This window comes from Curtobacterium sp. USHLN213 (genome assembly GCF_037144815.1).
Lineage (GTDB): Bacteria > Actinomycetota > Actinomycetes > Actinomycetales > Microbacteriaceae > Curtobacterium.
The window spans coordinates 97353-116030 of sequence record NZ_JBBCYQ010000011.1 but is presented as its reverse complement, the minus strand read 5'-3'; the positions used below and the strand labels follow the sequence as shown (position 1 = coordinate 116030).

16 protein-coding genes are annotated in these 18678 nt (G+C 71.6%); 10 read left to right on the top strand and 6 right to left on the bottom strand.

The features are described from left to right. Positions 1-42: 42 nt before the first annotated feature. Positions 43-549, top strand: a complete 507-nt coding sequence (locus WFH25_RS15265) for a flavin reductase family protein (protein ID WP_336698433.1) — start codon at positions 43-45, stop codon at positions 547-549. A gap of 72 nt (positions 550-621) precedes the next feature. Here the strand turns inward: WFH25_RS15265 and WFH25_RS15260 are convergent, their stop codons facing one another. Next, the gene (locus WFH25_RS15260) at positions 622-1194 is read right to left on the bottom strand and encodes a TetR family transcriptional regulator (protein WP_336698431.1); all 573 of its coding nucleotides are present in this window, start codon (positions 1192-1194) and stop codon (positions 622-624) included. An 88-nt stretch (positions 1195-1282) separates the two neighbouring features. Here WFH25_RS15260 and WFH25_RS15255 point away from each other — a divergent pair, with 88 nt between their 5' ends. Continuing rightward, the gene (locus tag WFH25_RS15255) at positions 1283-2134 is read left to right on the top strand and encodes an SDR family NAD(P)-dependent oxidoreductase (RefSeq protein WP_336698430.1); all 852 of its coding nucleotides are present in this window, start codon (positions 1283-1285) and stop codon (positions 2132-2134) included. A 312-nt stretch (positions 2135-2446) separates the two neighbouring features. Here WFH25_RS15255 and WFH25_RS15250 read toward each other — a convergent pair whose 3' ends face one another. Then, positions 2447-3037 carry a TetR/AcrR family transcriptional regulator gene (locus WFH25_RS15250; RefSeq protein WP_070416852.1) on the bottom strand — a complete coding sequence of 197 codons (591 nt, stop codon included), beginning with the start codon at positions 3035-3037 and terminating at the stop codon, positions 2447-2449. A 71-nt stretch (positions 3038-3108) separates the two neighbouring features. Then, positions 3109-5208, bottom strand: coding sequence for an MDR family MFS transporter (locus WFH25_RS15245; protein WP_175475775.1), 2100 nt, complete (start codon positions 5206-5208; stop codon positions 3109-3111). Between the two features lie 110 nt (positions 5209-5318). Between WFH25_RS15245 and WFH25_RS15240 the strand changes: the two genes are divergently transcribed. From WFH25_RS15240 to WFH25_RS15230, 3 genes are all read left to right on the top strand, one after another. Further along, a complete protein-coding gene (locus WFH25_RS15240; protein WP_336698427.1) occupies positions 5319-5795 on the top strand; it encodes a MarR family winged helix-turn-helix transcriptional regulator in 477 nt (158 codons plus the stop codon). Between the two features lie 114 nt (positions 5796-5909). Beyond that, entirely contained in the window at positions 5910-7754 is a 1845-nt protein-coding gene (locus WFH25_RS15235) for a DEAD/DEAH box helicase (RefSeq protein ID WP_070416850.1), read from the top strand. Between the two features lie 191 nt (positions 7755-7945). After that, positions 7946-9262 carry a fibronectin type III domain-containing protein gene (locus WFH25_RS15230; RefSeq protein WP_336698426.1) on the top strand — a complete coding sequence of 439 codons (1317 nt, stop codon included), beginning with the start codon at positions 7946-7948 and terminating at the stop codon, positions 9260-9262. Positions 9263-9342: 80 nt separating this feature from the next. Here the strand turns inward: WFH25_RS15230 and WFH25_RS15225 are convergent, their stop codons facing one another. Beyond that, entirely contained in the window at positions 9343-10269 is a 927-nt protein-coding gene (locus tag WFH25_RS15225) for an NAD-dependent epimerase/dehydratase family protein (RefSeq protein WP_336698424.1), read from the bottom strand. Between the two features lie 125 nt (positions 10270-10394). Between WFH25_RS15225 and WFH25_RS15220 the strand changes: the two genes are divergently transcribed. The 5 genes from WFH25_RS15220 (at position 10395) to WFH25_RS15200 (ending at position 16938) form a co-directional block, all read left to right on the top strand. Beyond that, a complete protein-coding gene (locus tag WFH25_RS15220; RefSeq protein ID WP_336698423.1) occupies positions 10395-11114 on the top strand; it encodes a TetR/AcrR family transcriptional regulator in 720 nt (239 codons plus the stop codon). A 298-nt stretch (positions 11115-11412) separates the two neighbouring features. Next, positions 11413-13434 carry a glycosyltransferase gene (locus tag WFH25_RS15215; protein WP_071295305.1) on the top strand — a complete coding sequence of 674 codons (2022 nt, stop codon included), beginning with the start codon at positions 11413-11415 and terminating at the stop codon, positions 13432-13434. Further along, complete coding sequence (locus WFH25_RS15210) at positions 13431-13844, top strand: ATP-binding protein (protein ID WP_336698421.1); 414 nt, start codon at positions 13431-13433, stop codon at positions 13842-13844. Before WFH25_RS15215 ends, WFH25_RS15210 begins: the two co-directional genes overlap by 4 nt. Further along, positions 13841-16351, top strand: coding sequence for an OpgC domain-containing protein (opgC, locus tag WFH25_RS15205; protein WP_336698420.1), 2511 nt, complete (start codon positions 13841-13843; stop codon positions 16349-16351). The genes WFH25_RS15210 and opgC overlap by 4 nt, the downstream gene beginning before the upstream one ends. Positions 16352-16515: 164 nt before the next feature. Then, positions 16516-16938, top strand: a complete 423-nt coding sequence (locus WFH25_RS15200) for a DUF6196 family protein (RefSeq protein WP_336698419.1) — start codon at positions 16516-16518, stop codon at positions 16936-16938. A 29-nt stretch (positions 16939-16967) separates the two neighbouring features. On the opposite strand, the gene WFH25_RS15195 is transcribed toward WFH25_RS15200, so the two are convergent. Both WFH25_RS15195 and pucL read right to left on the bottom strand, forming a co-directional pair. Then, entirely contained in the window at positions 16968-17543 is a 576-nt protein-coding gene (locus WFH25_RS15195; RefSeq protein ID WP_336698418.1) for a nucleotidyltransferase family protein, read from the bottom strand. Then, positions 17540-18484 carry a factor-independent urate hydroxylase gene (gene pucL, locus WFH25_RS15190; protein WP_336698416.1) on the bottom strand — a complete coding sequence of 315 codons (945 nt, stop codon included), beginning with the start codon at positions 18482-18484 and terminating at the stop codon, positions 17540-17542. The genes WFH25_RS15195 and pucL overlap by 4 nt, the downstream gene beginning before the upstream one ends. Positions 18485-18678: the final 194 nt, after the last annotated feature.

Here is an 18678-nt window from a genome sequence, read left to right as displayed (position 1 = left end):
CGACCACTCGTCCCCGACCGCTCGTTCCCCGAGGAGGACCCCGTGCACGACCACTTCATCGAGGACCCGCTCGACATCCGTGAGGCCATCGCCGAGGTGCCCTCCGTCGTGGCAGCGATCGCCGCGTGCGTCGACGGTTCCCCCGTGGTCATGGTGGCGACGTCCTTCACCGTCGGCGTCTCCTACGACCCGCCGCTGGCGACGATCGCCGTGCAGCACTCGTCCACGACGTGGCCCGACCTCGCAGCAGCGCCGACGCTCGGCATCTCGGTGCTCGGCGACGGACACGGGCCGCACACGGCGCAGTTGGCGTCCCGGGACCGTGCGCGGCGCCTGCACGGCATCGAGTACGCCGCCGCCGGGTCCGGCGCGGTCTTCCTCGACGGTGCCCACTCGTGGTTCGAGTGCTCGGTCGAGGGTGTCCACCGTGCGGGCGACCACGACATCGTGGTGCTCCGTGTCCTCCGGGTCGCGCGGGATGCAGCCCGGTCGGCGCTCGTCTGGCACCGGCCGGCGCGCTCGAGGGTCGCCGTCGACGCGCAGCCGTAGTCACGTCGGCTCCACCGCGGAGGCCATGCGATGCCGTCGCCGCGACGGGCGGCTGAGCGCCGCAGGGCCCCGTCAGCCCTGCACGACCGCCGCCACCGTCGCCACGACGACCTCACGCCGCCGCGCCGCCCCCACCTCGTCCGTCAGCCGGGCGTACTCCGGCGTCGCACCGCTCCACAGCGCAGCGGTGTGGATGACGATCCCGAGGAGCTCCGCCGCCGAGAACGTCGTCGGCAGCCGACCGTCCCGCTGTGCGTCCTCGATCGCCCGGAGCTTGGCGGCGTTGCTCCGCACGACGGCGTCGATCGGGTGCGAGGTGTCGCCCCGCTCGAGCCGGTACCAGGTCGCCAGGCGCTGCACCCAGGGTCGGTGTGCGTAGGAGTCGTGCAGGCGTCCGGCGTACTCGGGCAGGTCGTCGGCGTCGATCGTGACCTCGTCGAGCGTCTCGGCGACCATCGCGTCGAAGACCGCGTCGAACAGGCCGTCCTTGCTGCCGAAGTAGTGGTAGATCTGCGCCTTGTTGCTCGCGGCGGCGGCGGCGATCCGGTCCACGCGCGCGCCGGCGATCCCGACCGCGGCGAACTCGTCGCGGGCGGCGACGAGGAGTCGGGCGCGGGTGGCGTCGGCGTCGCGGGGCATCGGCATCCGTCCAGGTTATCAACCGGACGGTTGACAGGCGAGGAACAGAGGTGTTCCATGAGTGCTGTCAACCAACCAGTCAGTTAGGAACATCATGTCCGTCTTCCTCGTCACCGGTGCCTCGCGGGGCCTCGGCCGCTCGATCGTCACCGCAGCCCTCGCCGCCGGTCACCAGGTGGTCGCCGGGGTCCGGGACCTCCACGCCCTCGACGACCTCACCAGGGCGGAGCTCGTCCCCGTCGCGCTCGACGTCACCGACCCCGACGCCGCCCGTGCAGCAGTCCGCACCGCGGTCGAGCGCTTCGGCCGACTCGACGTCCTCGTGAACAACGCCGGGTACGCGAACCTCGCCAGCATCGAGGACGTCGACCCCGCCGACTTCCGCGCCCAGGTGGAGACGAACCTGTTCGGTGTGGTGACCCTCAGCCAGGAGGCCGTGCACGTCATGCGCGAGCAGGGCTCCGGGCACATCGTGCAGGTCTCGTCCGTCGGCGGGCGCATGTCGACGCCGGGGCTCGGCGCGTACCAGACCGCGAAGTGGGCCGTCGGCGGGTTCTCCTCGGTGCTCGCGAAGGAGGTCGGGCCCCTCGGCATCCGCGTCACCGTCCTCGAGCCGGGCGGCATGCGCACCGACTGGGCGGGGTCGTCCATGACGGTCGCGCCGGTCCGGCCGGAGTACGAGGCGACCGTCGGGGCCTCCGCACGGATGCACGGGGGCACGAGCATCGGTGCGAGCGACCCGGACCTGGTCGCCGAGCTCGTGCTGCAGGTCGTGGCGATGGACGAGCCGCCGCTCCGCCTGCTCGTCGGCCCGGACGCGTTCGAGCACGGGACGGCCGCCGGCCGCGCGCTCCTGGCCGAGGACGAGCGGCACGAGGCGCTCAGCCGGTCGACGCAGGCGGCCGACGCGACGCCGGAGCAGCTGGACCCGCTGGCACGCGCCTGAGACGCGACCACCTGACGGACGGGAGGCGCGGTGCGAGCCGGCACCGTCCCTCCCGTCCGACAAGCGGTACCGTCTCCACGCGCTGGGCGACAGTCCACGGGCCGGTGCGCGCGTGAACTGTCGGTGAGCGCAAGAACACACCCTGCGTGGTCGCCCCGCGACACGCGCCGTTGCGCGCCGCGGGGCGAGTAGCCGGCCGTCGGGTGCGGCCGGTGCGGCCGGTGCGAGGAGCGTAGGCAGCCTCCGCGCCCGGTGGGAGGACTCCTGCGGGATGCCGAAACGGCCTGCGGGTCCACGCAGGCAGACGTCCGGTCAGGCGGACGCGAGCGCGCCCATCTCGCCGACCACGGCGCGCAGTCGGACCGCGAGCTCGTCCGGCCCGCCGACGGTCTCGCGGTGCGCCACCTCGGACAGCGCGGACATGACGAGGGCCACCGCGGTGCGGGCGGTCTGCTCGTCGGTCCGCGTGCCGACCGTGGCGAGCAGGGACTGCCGGGACTCGGCCATCCACTGCATGACCATCGGGGCCATCTCCGGGCGGAGCACGAGCAGCTCCTTCATCCGGCGCCGGTCCTGCGAGAGGGGCACGGTGGCGGCGACGAGGCCGCACAGGTCGTCGATGAAGCGCCCCTCGGCGGTGGCGAACCAGGTCGCAGCGGCCGGCGGGACCTCGACCGTGTCGAGCCCGAGCGCCGCGTGCGCCTTCGAGGAGAAGTAGTTGAAGAAGGTCCGGGGGGAGACGTCGGCGTCGGCGCAGATCTGCTCCACGGTCACCCCGTCGAGGCCGTGCGCCGAGACGAGCGTCAGTGCGGCGTCGTGCAGCGCCGATCGGGTCTGCTGCTTCTTCCGTTCACGCAGCGAGCACGGCTCCGTCGCCGTCGTCGTCGCGGGGGTGGTGGTCACGGTGGCTCCTGGTGCTGGTGGGGTGGGGCGCCCGTCCACGAAGGGGGACAGCGGACGGGCGCCCCGGTCGGTCACCGGCGCTGCGCGGGCTGCGTCGGGGTGGATCCGGTCATCGGGCCGGTGAAGGAGCCCGCCTCGGCGGCGGCCAGGCCGGCGGCCGTCTCGAGCTCGTCCTCCGCCGAGAGCCGGTCGTCGTCGGCGCGCTGCGCACCCGCGGCGTCCGCACGCTCCTGCAGCGCCGAACGCTGACGGAGCGGCGGCACCCGGAAGAACCAGGTGAGGACGAAGGCGAGCAGGATCACGCCGAGACCGACCCAGTAGATCGTCACGGACGAGGCGTTGAAGCCCGCCATGAACGGCCGGGTGAGCCGGCTGTCCGCACCGGTCAGGAACGAGGTGTCGTTCGTGCTCATGGTGCTCGACCCGGAGCCGCTGCCGTCGGAGACCTGCTTCGCCACGGCCGGGGTGAGCTCGCCCACCCAGTAGGACCGCTGCGCTGAGTCGGACCAGTCGACGACGAGCTTGCCGTCCTGCACCGAGGCGTGGGCCTGGTCGGCGGCCGCGGCGAGGGCCTGGGCCTGCACGGCGGCGGGGGCGCTCGCGGTCGACTGCTGCACCTGGGCGGTGACGTCGTCGAGCGAGGCCTGCACGTTCTGCTCGAGCGGGGTGACGATCGGGGTCCAGATCTCGTCCATCACGCCCCGGTTCGCGGGCGCGGTGGCCACGGTCGGGTTCGTCGCCGCGTCGAGGGCTGCGCCGAGGTCCTTCTGGTTCGCGGTCGCGTGCAGGATGTTCGACGGCATCACCGAGAACAGGATCGACAGCAGCACGGCCGTGCCGAGCGTGCCACCGATCTGGCGGAAGAACGTGGCGGACGAGGTGGCGACGCCCATGTCCCGGGCCTCGACCGAGCCCTGCGACGCGAGGGTCAGCGACTGCATGACCGACCCGAGCCCGAGCCCGATGAGGAACATGCCGATCATCAGGAACCAGAGCGGCTTGTCGATGCTCATGAACGTCAGGACGACGTAGCCCGAGGACACCAGCGCCGTGCCGATCACCGGGAAGATCCGGTAGCGGCCGACCCGGGCGACGATCTGGCCGCTCGTGATCGACGCGATCATGAGCCCGCCCACGAGGGGGAGCGTCGCGAAGCCGGACTCGGTCGGGGTCAGGCCGACGACGATCTGCAGGTAGAGGGGGATGGTCAGCATGGCGCCGAACATCGCGAAGCCGACCAGGAACCCGATGACGGTCGCCATCGAGAACGTGCCGGAGCGGAAGAGCTTCAGCGGGATGATCGCGGCGTCGCCCATCTTCGACTCGATGAGCAGCAGCGCGACGAGGCCGACGACGCCGATGACGTAGCAGGCGATCGCGGCGGCCGAGCCCCAGCCCCAGGTGCGGCCCTGTTCGGCCACGAGCAGGAGCGGGACGAGCGTGACGATGACGGCGGTCGCGCCCCACCAGTCGACCTTCGGCTTCGCGGTGTCGCCACCGTGCACCTTCGGCAGGTGCAGGAAGACGAGCACCATGACGAGGGCTGCGATGCCGATCGGCACGTTGATGAGGAGCACCCAGCGCCAGCCGGTGATCCACAGGATCTCGGAGGAACCGGCGAGCAGGCCGCCGATGAGCGGGCCGATCACGGACGAGATGCCGAACACGGCGAGGAAGTAGCCCTGGTACTTGGCACGTTCGCGGGGAGCGAGGATGTCGCCCATGATCGCGAGCGGCAGCGACATCAGCGCACCGGCACCGATGCCCTGCACGGCGCGGAAGCCGGCGAGCATGAGCATCGAGGTCGACATCGACGAGAGCACGGCGCCGAGGATGAACACCACGATGCCGAAGATGTAGAGCGGCCGGCGCCCGAAGATGTCGGAGAGCTTGCCGTAGATCGGCGTCGCGATGGTCGAGGTGATGAGGTACGCGGTCGTCACCCAGGCCTGCTGGTCGAGCCCGTGCAGGTCGTCACCGATCGTCCGGATCGCCGTGCCGAACACCGTCTGGCCGAGCGAGGACAGGAACATGCCCGCCATCAGCCCGTAGATCACGAGGAGGATCTGGCGGTGGGTCATCAGCGGCTGCTGGCCGGGTGCGGCGGAGTCCGTGGGGACCCCGGCTGCGCGTCGGCCGTGCTGCACCGGGACGGGTGCGGTGGCGGTCATCGAGCTCCTTGCTTCGTGCTGTGTTTCCTGCTGTGAAAGTTTGCAGACCGCGCAACGATACATCCATTGCTTCCGACAAGCAACTAAATGTGGCCGCTACGCTGTCCGGCATGACCGAGGACCGGGACGACGCCGAGCGACTGCTGCGCGCGCAGCTCGACCGGCTGTGGGTCCGGCAGACCCTGCGGTCGTCGCTCATCGAGTCGCGCGGGGGACTGGACCCCACGGCGCGCGTGATCCTGCGGGCGGTCGACCACTTCGGGGCCGTCCGGTCGATGGCGATCGCGGACGCCACGGGGTTGTCGCGCCCGGTGATCAGCCGCCGCGTGGCGTCGCTCTTCGAGTCCGGGTACCTCGGCACCGCCCCGGACCCGGCCGACGGACGCGCCAGCCTCGTCTCGATCGCCCCGGCCGGCCGGACGCTGCTCGACACGCTCGACGTCGCCGGCGCCGAGGTCTTCGACGACCTCACGGGGGCGTTCGCCACGGGGGAGCTGCACACCCTCGCGGGGCTCCTCGCCCGGCTCAACGACCGCGCCGACGCGGTCCTCGGGATCGGCGCCACGGACCGGCGCGACGCGTCCTGACCACGCGGCACGCGCCCGTGCCGTGACCAGGAGGCGGACGGGAGGCGCGGTGCGGGCCCGCCCCGATCCTCCAGACCGTCACTGCTCGCGCCGTATTCGAGATACCGTTTCCGCATGAGCACGGACACCGCCACCACCACTGAGACCCTCGACGACGGGCCAGTGGTGACCTTCGCCGACCTCGGCCTGAGCGATGCTGTGCTCAAGGCCGTCAAGGACATCGGCTACGAGACCCCCTCCGCCATCCAGGAGGCCACGATCCCGACCCTGCTCGAGGGGCGCGACGTCGTCGGCCTCGCGCAGACCGGAACCGGCAAGACCGCGGCGTTCGCGCTGCCGATCCTGTCCCGCATGGAGGCGGGCAGCAAGGTGCCGCAGGCGCTCGTGCTGTCGCCGACCCGCGAGCTCGCCCTGCAGGTGTGCGAGGCGTTCGAGCAGTTCGCCTCCCACATGAAGCACGTGCACGTCCTGCCCGTCTACGGCGGCCAGGCGTACGGCGTGCAGCTGTCGGCCCTGCGCCGCGGCGTGGACGTCGTCGTCGGTACGCCCGGTCGCATCATGGACCACATCGCCAAGGGCACGCTCGACCTGTCCGAGCTGAAGTACCTCGTGCTCGACGAGGCCGACGAGATGCTCAAGATGGGCTTCGCCGAGGACGTCGAGACGATCCTCGCCGAGACCCCGGACGACAAGCAGGTCGCGCTGTTCTCCGCGACGATGCCGGCCCAGATCCGCCGCATCTCGCAGCAGTACCTCACCGACCCGGCCGAGATCACGGTCAAGACGAAGACGAAGACCGCGGCGAACATCACGCAGCGGTACCTCATGGTGTCGTACCCGCAGAAGGTCGACGCGCTCACCCGCATCCTCGAGGTCGAGGACTTCGAGGGCATGATCATCTTCGTCCGCACGAAGAGCGAGACCGAGACCCTCGCCGAGAAGCTCCGCGCCCGCGGGTACGCCGCAGCGGCCATCAGCGGTGACGTCGCCCAGGCCCAGCGCGAGCGCACGGTGAACCAGCTGAAGTCCGGCAAGCTCGACATCCTCGTCGCCACCGACGTCGCCGCCCGCGGCCTCGACGTCGACCGCATCACGCACGTCGTGAACTACGACATCCCCGTCGACATCGAGTCCTACGTGCACCGCATCGGCCGCACGGGTCGCGCCGGCCGCTCGGGTGACTCGATCAGCTTCGTCACCCCGCGCGAGCGTCGCCTGCTGTCCGCGATCGAGCGGCACACCAAGCAGCCGCTCACGCAGATGCAGCTGCCGACGATCGAGGACGTCAACGAGACGCGCCTCACCCGCTTCGACGACGCGATCACCGCGGCGCTCGAGCAGCAGGACCGCATCACCGCGTTCCGCGACATCATCGCCCACTACGTCGAGCACCACGACGTCCCGGCCGACGACGTCGCCGCCGCGCTGGCCGTCGTCGCGCAGGGCGAGGACCCGCTGCTGCTCGACCCGAAGGCCGACGAGCTGCGGAACCGCGTCGACCGCGACGGCCGGAGCAGCGACCGCCGTGACCGTGACGACGACCGCGGTGCCCGTGGCGACCGGGCCGACCGTGGTCCGCGCCGCTCGCAGCCGATGACCGCCTACCGCATCGAGGTCGGGCGTCGGCACCGCGTCGAGCCGCGCCAGATCGTCGGTGCCCTCGCGAACGAGGGTGGCCTGCGTCGTGACGACTTCGGGGCGATCCAGATCCGCCCGGACTTCTCGATCGTCGAGCTGCCCGCCGACATGGACGCCGGGGTGCTCGACCGGCTGACGGACACCCGGATCAGCGGGAAGCTTATCGAGATCAAGCCGGACCGCCGTGGTGGTGGCGGTGGCGGGGCGCGCCGGTACGACCGCGACGACCGTGGGCCGCGTGCCGGTGGTCGGGACCGTGACGACCGCGGGCCGCGTCGGTACGACCGCGACGACCGTGCGGAGCGCAAGCCGCGTCACTGACGCACGTTCTCCAGGACGGGAGGCGCGGTGTCAGCTGGCACCGCGCCTCCCGTCGTTCCGGGTTGCGGGATGACGCATGAGGGCCTGCACGGCCCGCACGATCCCGGCGCCGACGCGTCCGCGAGGTCCGACCGGTGCTCTGATGTCCGTAGCCGTGGCGCATGGACCACGGGACGAACAGGGGAACGCACGTGTTCAGAGCCGTACTGACCGCCGCAGCCGCGGTGGCGCTCGTCATCGGGGGAGCCGCGCCGGCGACGGCCGCACCCTCGTCGGTGCCCGGCGCACCGACCTCCGTCCGCGTCACCGGAGCCGCGGACAGCGCGACCGTGACCTGGGGACTCCCGAAGTCCGGCGCGAAGGTCACCAGCTGGCGCGTCACCGTCTCGCCCGCGCAGCAGCAGCCGGACGCCGGCGTCGACCGACTCCCGGCCAGCGCGCGGTCCGACCGGTTCGGCAACCTCACCGCGAGCACCGCGTACACGTTCTCGGTCCGTGCGGTCGGGACCCGGGGCACGGGCAAGGCCGTCTCGGTGCGGTACACCGCGCCCGGGTCGGTCCAGACCGTGCAGTCCTTGTTCGCCCTCGACGGCGCGGGCTCGGTCGTCCGGTTCCCGACCTCCGGCACGTCCGCCCCGACCACGATCGCGCCGAACGCCGCCGGCTTCACGGCGGACGACGTGGGCGACGTGTTCGTGCCCTCGGCGGACCGCACCTCGATCGTGATGTACCCGGCCGGCGGCGCCGCTGCCCGGACCGTGGCGACCGGCCTGCACCTCACGGCGGACCTCCGCTCGGACGTCGCCGGCAACCTGTACTGGGTCGACTCGGTCTCCGGTGCGATCACGAAGCTCCCGGTGTCCGGGGCAGCACCGACGGCGATCATCCCCTCGGCCGGCTCCGGCTGGGCGGTCGGACGCGACGGCACGGTCTCGGCCGTGACCTTCGGGACCCAGGGCGCTGCGACGAAGGTCGTCTCCGTGTCGCCGTCGGGCGTCCGGACCACCCGGTCGATCCCCGAGACCGGCTACCGGATCTTCGCGGCGGTCATCGCGGACGGCGGCGGGAACCTCTACGTGAACTACCTCTCGACCGGCGCGTCCGGCGCGAGCGGCTGGGTGCTGCTGGCGAAGGGCTCGAGCGAGCTCGTCTCGGCGGAGTCCCGGATCGGCTTCACCTACGCGGCGACGAACGGGCGGGCGCTGGTGTCCGCGAAGTCCGCCGGGTGGTGCGCCGCTCCGAGCGAGGGCAGCCCCGGCGGCTGCACCGCCGACAAGACGATCACCTCGCTGTCCTCGCGGACGGCCGACGGGACGACCACCGAGCAGACCACGAGCGGCGTGACCGCCCAGGGCCGTGGCGTCTGGATCGGTGCGGCGGACGAGGCGGGCGACCTGTTCTTCGACGTGAGCGCCGGCCCGACGACCGGCCTCTGGCGGCTGGACGCCGCAGGCGGCGTGGCGCAGCGGCTGTCCGCCGGACAGTTCTCGCGGTTGTTGGTGATCTGAGGTCGGACCCGACCAGGTGACTGACGGGAGGCGCGGTGCGGGCTCGCACCGCGCCTCCCGTCATGCAGTGCGCAGCCGGTTCAGGCGACGCCCTCGACGGTCCGTCGGCACACCTCGTCCCACGGGGTCGGCTCGATGCCGAAGTGGGCTCGGGCCGCCGAGTCGTCGACCACGTACGGGGCCGTCCACTGGTAGCTCATCTCGGCGATCTCGCGCATCATCGGTGAGAACAGGCCCATCGCTCGGAGCATGCCGGCGGGGAGACGCCGGACGGTGACCGGGGGCTTCTCCGCCGCGGCCAGCACCTCGGTGAGGGCCTGCACCTGCGACCGCGGCGCGTTGCTCGGCACCATCCAGGTGCGCCCGTGGGCGGTCTCGTCCGCCGCGGCAGCGACGAGCATCCGGGCGACGTCGAGCACGTCCGTGAAGGTGTGCGGCAGGTCGGTCCGGCCGATCATCGACACCGCCTTTCCCTGCAGCGCTGCCGGCAGGACGCGGGTGATGTGGCCGTTCTCGCCGATGCCGGCGCCGACGTAGTCCGAGGCGCGGACCTCGACGGCACGCAGCCGTCCCGCCTCGTGCGCCGTGCGTGCATCGGCCCAGAGCCGTGCCCGCAGGATGCCCTTGTGGTCCGTCGCGGCGTCCGGCAGGCTCTCGCGCATCGGTCCGTCGACGGGGCCGTAGGGGTAGAGGTTCCCGGTGATGGCGTACACCGCGCCGGTCCGCTCGGCGGCGGTGAGCAGCGCGGTCGCGAGCGGCGGCCAGGTCTGCTCCCACTGCGTGTAGTCGCCGGGGTTGGCACAGTTGTAGAGGGCAGCGGCCCCCTCGGTCGCCCGGGTGAGCGCGTCGGCGTCCGAGGCGTCCAGGGCGAGGTGCTCGACGCCGGAGACACCCGTGTCCCGGCCGGATCGGGTGGCGACGGTGACCCGCTCGCCCCGTTCCGCGAGGAGTGCGGCGAGGTGACGGCCCACCGGACCGGCACCGATGACGACGTGGTGCTGCGACATGGCTTCCTGCTTTCGTCTGTGTTCGAGAGCACCGCTCTCGGTTCTCAGCATGCACGAGCGGTCGCCGAATTGCAAGAGCAGTGCTCTCGATTGTGTGCAGTGCTCTCTCGTGTCATGGTGGAGGCATGACGGACAAGGCGCCCACTGCACGAGCCCTCGCACGCGAGACCGTGCGGGCAGGCATCCTCTCCGCTGCCCGGGTCCGGCTCACCGAGGAGGGGCCGTCGCAACTGAGCCTCCGCGCCGTCGCCCGTGACGTCGGGATGGTGTCGTCGGCCGTCTACCGGTACTTCCCGAGCCGCGACGACCTGCTCACGGCGCTCCTCATCGCCGACTACGACGAGCTCGGCAGCGCGGTCGAGGCAGCCGAGGCGGCAGCGGGACCGGCACCCGGGGCTCGGTGGGTCGCGGTGTGCCGGGCGATCCGGACGTGGTCGATCGCGCACCCGGGGGACTTCGCGCTCCTGTTCGGCTCGCCGGTGCCCGGGTACGTCGCGCCGCGGTCGACCGTGGACCCGGCGTCGCGGACGACGCTCACGATCGTGCGGGTGGTCGCGGACGCCGTGGCGGACCCCGGGTACCGTGCCCCGCTCCCGGCCGGATCGGGTCCGGGGCTCGTCGCTGCGGCGGTCGCGGACGGGGTGGCATCCCTGCGGGCGTTCGGCACGGAGCTGCCGGAGGAGGTCCTCGTCCGCACGCTGATGGCCTGGACGACGGTGTTCGGCACGGTGTCGTTCGAGTTGTTCGGGCACTTCGTCGGTTCGGTGTCGGACGGTGCGGCGTACTTCGACGAGGTCGTCGCACGGCTGGCCGAGGGACTCGGGTTCGTCGCCGAGTTCGACTGACGGGGTCGCGCGCGCTGCGGGTCGCGCCGTCCGTCGGTCGCGGGTCGTGTCGTCCGTCGGCCGCGTCCTGTTGTCCCCAGAGCGGGGTGCCGGTCTGGCAAGGGGGCCCGTTCCTGCGGTAGACAGGTCGTGGGCCCCGGTCGTACCCGACGACCGAGCCCACGCTCGGGACGGCACACCTGGATGCTCCCCGGACGGACCACCACCCTCGGGCGCGCGCCGCGGCCGGGGGCCGACGGATCAGGGAGGCTCGCTTGCGACGCAGCACGTTCGGCGACGCCGTCGTCAGGAGCACCCGGTGACCGCGCTCGACGTCAGCCGGCAGGACCGCCGCCGCCTCACGACCGGGACGCCCCGGAAGCGCCTCGTCGCCGTCCGGACCGTCGCCCTGCTCGCCTCGATCGCCGGCGTGAACTACATCGTCTGGCGCTGGGCCGCCTCGGTGAACTGGCACTCGTGGTGGATCGCCGTCCCGCTGATCCTCGCCGAGACGTACAGCGTGATCGACTCGCTGCTCTTCGCGTTCGGGGCCTGGCGGCTCCGTGAACGCGGGGAACCGCCGACCCCGCCGCAGGACCCCGTGACCGTCGACGTCTTCATCACGACGTACAACGAGCCCGTCGACCTCGTCGTCCGCACCGCGACGGCGGCGAAGGCGATCACCCACCCGCACACCACGTGGATCCTCGACGACGGCAACCGTCCGGAGATGCGCGCCGCCGCCGAGTCGCTCGGGATCGGCGTGATCACCCGGGGCGCCGACTGGATCGACCGACCACGGCACGCCAAGGCGGGGAACCTCAACAACGCCCTGCTCGCGACCCAGGGGGAGTTCCTCCTCATCCTCGACGCCGACCAGGTCCCGGAACCGTCGATCCTCGACCGCACGCTCGGGTACTTCAAGGACTCGCGGATGGCGCTCGTGCAGACGCCGCAGTGGTTCGAGAACGTCCCCGAAGCCGACCTGCTCGGCAGCCAGGCGCCCCTGTTCTACGGGCCGATCCAGCAGTCGAAGGACGGGTGGAACGCCGCGTTCTTCTGCGGGTCGAACGCGATCCTCCGGCGCGAGGCGCTCATGCAGCTCGGGGTCACCCGGTACGTGCGCGAGGTCGAGGCGTCGGTCGCGCGGACGATCAAGACATCGCGGAAGCTCCTCGCCCGTGCACGCGAGACGGAGACCGACCCGCGGGTGCTCGGGGCGCTCGACGAGGCCGAGGCCGTGGTCGACCGCGCACGCGACCAGGTCCAGCGGGGCGAGCCGCTCGGCGACGTCACCTACGACTTCCAACGCGGCATCGACACGATCTCCTACCGGTTCGCCGCGTCCGACCTCGAATCGGTCCGCAACGACCTGCAGGAGCTCGCGGCGATGTCGACCGACGCGAACACCTTCGCGGGCCTCGACGACGCGGCACTCGACGTCCTCGGCCGCCGCGACGCCTCACCGGTCGCCGCGATCGAGTCCATCGCCGTGCTCACCCGGGCGCTCGATGTCAACCGCGACGACGAGGCCCAGCCGATCATGCCGTTGGCGACGATCTCGGTGACCGAGGACATGGCGACCGCCATGCGCCTGCACGGCCTCGGCTGGAAGTCGGCCTACCACGACGAGATCCTGGCGAAGGGCCTCGCGCCCGAGGACCTGCCGACCATGCTCGTGCAGCGGCTCCGCTGGGCGCAGGGCACCATGCAGGTCTTCTTCCGCGAGAACCCGCTCGTGCAGAAGGGCCTGTCGTGGGGGCAGCGGCTCATGTACTTCTCGACGATGTGGAGCTACCTGTCCGGCTTCGCCGCGATCGTCTACATCGCGGCCCCGGTGCTCTGCCTGTCCTTCGGTGTGGTGCCGGTCCAGGCGTACAGCGTCGACTTCTTCGTCCGGCTCATCCCGTTCCTCGTCCTCAACCAGCTGCTCTTCTGGGTGGTGGCGGCCGGCAGACCGACGTGGCGCGGGCAGCAGTACTCGCTGGCGTTGTTCCCGGTCTGGATCGAGTCCGTCACGAGTGCGTTCGAGAACGTGTTCCGGGGCAAGCCGCTGGGCTTCCGGGTCACCCCGAAGGTCCGTGACGAGTCCGAGCAGAAGCCGCGGTGGGACCTCGTGAAGCCCCAGCTCATCGCGATGGGGGCCCTGGTGGCGGCGCTGATCCTGATCGGCATCCGGTACCTGACCGGCCAGGCGTCCGGCATCGCGCCGCTCGTGAACACCGCATGGGTCGTGTTCGACCTGTTCATCTTCAGCATCGTCATCCGGGCCGTGCTCTACCGAGGACCGGGCACCGCGCAGTCCGAGCACGAGTCGAGCACGGCCGGGGGACCCCTGTGAGCCCGGCGCGGGTCGAGTTCGACGTCCCGGCGGTGCCGGCGTCCCTCGACGAGGTGCAGGACCGCTTCGCCGCGTGGTGGGACACCCTCGGCATCGACGACGTCCGGCTCCGCTTCGGCCTCGAGACCGCCCTCGCCGAGATCGCCGCGAACATCGTCGAGCACACCCGACGCGCCGACCAGGAAGCCGGCCGGCGCTACACCGTGGGACTCGACGCGACCGACCGCGAGCTCGTCGCCGTGCTCACCGACAACGGGCTGCCGGTCGACATCGACCTCGCTGCCGTGACGATGGCCGACGCCGACGAGGAGAGCGGTCGGGGCCTCGCGCTCGCGATCGCCGCGCTCGACCGGCTCGAGCACCGGCACGAGGGTGGTCACAACGTCTGGACCCTGGTGTGCGCACGGTGAGCCGGACCGCTGCCCGGCTCGTCGCGTTCCTGGTGGTGCTCGCGACGTTCGCCCTGGGTGGCGCGCTGCCGGCGTCGGCGGTGCAGGCCGCCGCGACGAGCGGTGCGTCGATCGCGCCGTCCGACGGGAAGACCTGGTTCGGACCGGACATCGACTGGGGCGACGACGCACCGGCCGGGTACGCGGGACGACTCGGTGCGACACCGTCGATGTACGGCGTGGAGATCCAGTACCCGCTGGACCGCAGCGCCCGCAAGGAGTTCCTCCGGGCCACCCGCGCTGCGGCGACGCAGGGCGCCGTCCTCGTGGTGAGCCTCGAGCCCGACCAGTCGCTCCGGTCCCTCACCGCGGCCGACGCCCGTGCGGCGAACGCCCTGCTCGAAGAAGTCCACCGCCAGTACGACACCCAGGTGCTCGTCCGGTTCGCCCCGCAGATGAACGGCACGTGGGTGCGGTGGGGGCAGCAGCCGACGCAGTTCGTCTCGGCCTTCCGGACGCTCGCGACCGCGGTCCACGGCGGCAGCTCGGACGCGCTGATGGTGTGGTCCCCGTCCTACGGTGCGGGCTACCCCTTCGGCGAGTCCGCCGGCCGGCTGCAGGACCTGTCCGCGACCGACGTCTCGAAGCTCGACACGAACGGCGACGGACAGCTCACCGCGGCCGACGACCCCTACGAGCCGTACTGGCCCGGGGACTCCGCCGTCGACTGGGTCGGACTGTCGATGCTGTACTTCGGCAAGGGCAAGGCGACCGAGGCAGCCGGCAGGGACGTCCCGCTCACCCGGAACGACGTCCCTGAGACCGGCGAGGTCACCGCTCGCTTCGACGAGACCTGGGGATACGAGCAGCGACAGCAGGGGAGCTTCTACGACCGCTTCGCCGTTGCCGACGACCGGCCGATGCTGCTCGACACCGGGGCGCTGTACGACCACTCGCTCCGGGGCGCCGACGAGCTCCCGGTGAAGCAGGGCTGGTGGCGACAGGTGATCGCCGCCGTGCAGGACCGCCCGTTGATCCGCGGCGTGACGTTCCTCGAGACGAACCGCCGCGAACCCGAGGCCGGCAACCGCGTGGCCGACTGGCGCGACACCGCCGTACCCGGCATCGCCGGCTCGTTCCGCACCGACCTCGAGCGCGCGGGCGACTTCGTGTTCGGACCCGTGACGGACGAGGTCACGCCACGGGACGGCGCCGCGGCGACCGACCAGCAGTACGACACCGGCGGCGACCAGATGGCCTGGATCGTCTGGTGTGCCGTCGGCCTCGCGGTCGTGTTCCTGCTGAGCGGCCTGTTCGGTCGGTTGCTGCCGAGCTGGCGCTACCCCGACGACGGCAAGCCCGGGCGCGACCTGCGGCTCGACCTGTTCCGCGGGTTCATCATCCTCGCCGTGGTGATCACCCACATCGAGATCGGCGGACCGTACTCGTACATCACGCTGCACGCCGTCGGCGCGATCACCGGCGCGGAGATGTTCGTGTTCCTGTCCGGCATGGTCCTCGGCATGACCTACCCGTTCGCCATCAAGAAGTTCGGCGAGTGGGCGGCCGCCATCGGGGCGTGGAAACGCGCGCGGAAGCAGTACCTCGTCACGCTCGGGGTGATCCTCGTCGTCTTCGCGCTGAGCTTCGTGCCGTTCCTGAACACCGACGCGATCACCACCTTCACCGACCGGGGGACCGGCACCGGGGGAGTCGGCGCCGAGGGGCGCGTGTACGACCTCTACCCGAACGCGATGCAGCTGCTGGCCTACCCGCCGCCCTGGTACGCGATCCGGCAGTTCCTGCTGCTCGAGATGGGCCCGTGGCCGTTCAACATCATGGGCCTCTTCGTGGTGCTGAGCCTGTTCATCCCGGCGTTCATGTGGGTGATCCGCCGCGGGTTCTGGTGGGCGCTGCTCGTCGTCAGCTGGGCGCTCTACGTCTACCAAGCGCTCAATCCGGACTTCCGGCCGCTGAACTCCCAGTTCGAGGCGGTCTTCCCGCTCCTCACCTGGCAGGTCGTGTTCACCCACGGACTCGTGCTCGGGTACTACCGCCGGCAGATCATCGGCGCACTGACCGGGCGCCTCGGCAAGGTCCTCGTCGGGGTCGGCATCGGCGGGTACGCCCTGTTCCTGGCCTACGTCTGGGCGGGCGACCACTTCGGGTTCACGCCCGTGCCGTTCCCGGCCTCGATGTACGACCAGCTGTACAACACCGCCTACCAGCGCGTCGACCTGCAGTGGGGGCGCCTGGTCGACATCGCCTTCTTCGCGATCGTGTCGTACGCGATCCTCACCGTGTTCTGGAAGCCGATCGCGAAGGCCATCGGATGGCTGTGGATCCCGATCGGGCAGGCGAGTCTCTACGTGTTCGTCTGGCAGGTGTTCTTCGCGCTGGCGATCGCGTCGATCCCGGGTGTCGACTGGGGCAACGGCTGGATCGGCTTCGCGACCCACACCCTGCTCATCCTGCTGGCCTGGTACATGGTGCGGAAGCGGTTCCTGTTCTCGGTGATCCCGCGCTGACGCGCTGTGGGACGGACAGGAGGCGCGGGGCGGGCCCGCACCGCGCCTCCCGTCCGTCAGCTGGTCGCGTGCGAAGCCCGACGAACCACGAGAGCGATGGTCGCGACCGTCGCGGAGGACGACGCTGCGCGGTCGTCGATCGCTCGGGTCAGGGAATGGTCAGTGTGAGCGACGAAGCGCCCGACGAAACCGAACGGCGCCTCCGCGGCGTCATCGCCGCAGCCGAGTTCTCGGTGCTCGACGGCGTCTGGTCCTTCCGCGAGTCGCCGATCGACCAGCCGCCGGAGCTCAGGCGCGACGTCCTCGCCGTCGTCCGGGACGAAGATTCGTGGTCCTCGCTCGCCCCGGCCGATGTGTCGGCGCAGGAGACGTTCGCGCTCTTCTCGTTCCACTTCCCCCCGGACGTCGACAACAGTGGTTTCGACGGCTGGCTCGCAAGTGAACTCAAACGCCGACTCGGCACCGGCGTCTTCGTCGTCTGCGGTCAGAACAGCGCGCGCGGCGGCGTCTACGACTACTGGGGGTGTCCTGCCCACCTCCGCACGGAAGCCCTGGGCGTCATCACGGGTCTCCGCGGAGGACGGTAGCGTCCGTCAGCCTCTTGCCGGTCCCGGGTTCAGCGCGAGACGACCGGGTGGTCCTGGTCGTGGCCGTCCCACAGGTCGCCGCACTCGACGGGTTCCGCGCCCCACGACGCGAGCCACGGCCCTGCGCCGTGCACGGGGTCACGGGACAGCGCGGCGACCAGCGCGGCGCGGTGCTCCGAGCCGACGACCACCGGGTGTCCCGGTACGCCGTGGTGGACCGCGCGGCGGAGCGCCGCCGGGTGGTCACCGTCGCCGACCATCCGCCGGACGGCCGACGCGGGGAGGCCGGGCAGGTCGACGAGGGAGACGCACGCCGTCGCCGGACCGGTGACGGCCGCGAGCCCGACGGCGAGCGACGCGCCCGGACCCGCCGCCCAGTCGTCCGCGACGACGACGGTGACCCCGTCCACGGAGGGCACGAGCGCCCGTGCCCGGTCGGCGGCGGCGCCGAGGACGACGACGACCCGGTCGCAGCCGCCGACCAGGAGCGCGTCGACGCCGAGGTGCAGCCACGGAGTGCCGTCCGGCTCGGCGACCAGCGCCTTCGGCCGCCCCATCCGCGTCCCCGCACCGGCGGCGAGCAGCACGCCCACCACGTCGGTCACACGAACGCCGGCACCGACGTCCACGCGGCTGGGGCCTCGGCGACGCCGTCGCGCACGACGGTGCCGGAGATGAGGCCGTAGGGCCGGTCGGCGGCGAAGAACACCTCGCCGGGGTTGTCCAGGCCGAACGGCGCGAGGTCGACCAGGAAGTGGTGCTTGTTCGGCATCGAGAACCGCACCTCGGCGATCTCCGGGAACGTCTCGATCGCCGAGCGGCCCATCGCGAACAGGGTCTGCTGCAGCGCCAGCGAGTGCAGCTCGGCGAAGGTCGCGAGCATGCCGTCGAGGACGCCGGCGTACACGGCGTCGTAGTCGATGCCCGCCGCCACCGCCTCCGGCGTGTACCGCCAGCGAGCCGTCACCGAGGTCGCGAGGATCCGGTCGTCGGTCTCCGCGAGCGTCGTGTACCCGTCGCGCGGGAACCCGTGGAACTCGCTGCCGGTCGACTTCAGGACCGTCAGGTCGGTGACCCCGGCGAGCACGTGCACGTCGTCGCCGTCGACCTGCACCACGGCCGTGCGGGTTCCGCGGCCGGCCCGGACGAACGAGTGGTCGTGCTCCCGGCCGTCGACGACGATCCGCTCCCACGTGTGCTGCTCGGCGGACAGGGTGGAGCCGTCGTACCAGTCGAAGGCGGTGCTGAAGTGCCGGCCGAGGCGCAGGAGGAACTCCTCCGGCGTCCCCACCCCGTGCTCCTTCGCGAAGGCGTAGATCGTGTTCTTCTGCGTGTCCGTCGCGACGACCTTGGCGTTGTCGCCCTCGGTGTACGAGTCGGCGAGCGCCGCGCCGCGCAACTGGGTCGTGACGGTCAGGTCCTCGATCTCGTGCCGGTCGGTGTCGCGCGTCACCCGGACGAGCCGGACCTCGGCCTTGCCGTACTGGTTCGCACCGAGGTGGACGGTCGTGGTGGTGGGGACTGGCTGGACGTCGGTGATCTCCATGGAGGCGACGATGACACCCGCGTGTTTCGGCGGTGGGTCGAACAGGTCACGAGCTCCGTCAGCGGCCACGGCCCGGTCGTGACGCAGCCGTCGAACGCCCGTAACCACACGGAAACACCCGTTCCATAGCGTTGCCGCCACGACGCACCCGATCGAGGAGGGCCCCGTGGCGCACACATCCGCACCCCGGCGGT

Excerpts from the sequence above, each read along its gene's own strand:
- pucL (WP_336698416.1), bottom strand. The coding sequence starts at position 18,484 with ATGGAGATCACCGACGTCCAGCCAGTCCCCACCACCACGACCGTCCAC.
- WFH25_RS15260 (WP_336698431.1), bottom strand. The coding sequence starts at position 1,194 with ATGCCGATGCCCCGCGACGCCGACGCCACCCGCGCCCGACTCCTCGTC.
- WFH25_RS15235 (WP_070416850.1), top strand. The coding sequence starts at position 5,910 with ATGAGCACGGACACCGCCACCACCACTGAGACCCTCGACGACGGGCCA.
- WFH25_RS15225 (WP_336698424.1), bottom strand. The coding sequence starts at position 10,269 with ATGTCGCAGCACCACGTCGTCATCGGTGCCGGTCCGGTGGGCCGTCAC.
- WFH25_RS15245 (WP_175475775.1), bottom strand. The coding sequence starts at position 5,208 with ATGACCGCCACCGCACCCGTCCCGGTGCAGCACGGCCGACGCGCAGCC.
- WFH25_RS15220 (WP_336698423.1), top strand. The coding sequence starts at position 10,395 with ATGACGGACAAGGCGCCCACTGCACGAGCCCTCGCACGCGAGACCGTG.
- WFH25_RS15255 (WP_336698430.1), top strand. The coding sequence starts at position 1,283 with ATGTCCGTCTTCCTCGTCACCGGTGCCTCGCGGGGCCTCGGCCGCTCG.
- WFH25_RS15240 (WP_336698427.1), top strand. The coding sequence starts at position 5,319 with ATGACCGAGGACCGGGACGACGCCGAGCGACTGCTGCGCGCGCAGCTC.